General features: G+C 35.7%; 1 protein-coding gene. It reads left to right on the top strand.

Going from position 1 to position 773, the window contains the following annotated elements; translation table 11 throughout:
* Window positions 1-171 precede the first annotated feature (171 nt).
* Window positions 172-773: YSIRK-type signal peptide-containing protein (locus tag HUK45_RS09360; protein WP_191912055.1), on the top strand; the 602-nt coding region annotated here is incomplete at its 3' end.

Genomic DNA, 773 nt, shown 5'->3' with positions numbered 1-773 from the left:
TGTAATAACTGTCCAATCCTTTCTATTCGGTAACATTGTGTTTTCACACTTGTTTAAACCAGTAAAAATTAAAAGTTGGCATTCATCTCTACAAGGTGTCACAAATAAGCACTTGCCCCCCCCACATATTCAATATATAATAAATTGTGTATTAGAAAGAGGGTATAAAATTTGGACGAATTACATAAGCAACAAGTAGCAAAACGACAACGATTTGCTATTAAGAAATTAACGGTTGGAACGGCATCTGTCCTTGTTGGTTTAACCTTCATTATTAGTGGTAATGCCAAGGCAGATGATGCGACAGTTGCTACTCAAAATACATCCACGACTCAAGTGACTGATCCACAAGTTAGTGCCAATTCAAGCAATATTCGGATTAGTGACGAATCAAATACGGTTGGTCATCAAACTTCATCAACATTAGTTCCAAATAAAACAACAACGACAGCGCAACAAATGCCGATAATCAATAAAATAACAGCAAAACAACCACTGCCCAGTAAGTACAACATTACTATGAATTTTCGCGATGTCACCCTACATAAGCCAATTCAAGTGATTAGTAATGGTCATTATGTATTCAAACAACCTTTCAAGCAGACCGCAATTCGACCAGGGGATAGTGTGGATCAAGAATTTACTGTGGCCAGTTATAAATTAATGAATTCAGAAGTTTTGAATAAGTATTTCCATTTTGATAAACAAGGTAATGCCTGCCTTAAGAAAGGTATTACTACGCAAGACATTAACATTAATTTAGATTACGCATC

The sequence above is a fragment of the Limosilactobacillus urinaemulieris genome (assembly GCF_014838745.1).
Taxonomy (GTDB): domain Bacteria; phylum Bacillota; class Bacilli; order Lactobacillales; family Lactobacillaceae; genus Limosilactobacillus; species Limosilactobacillus urinaemulieris.
Note: the sequence above shows the minus strand (reverse complement) of the source record. Positions and strands in the feature narration are given on the sequence as shown.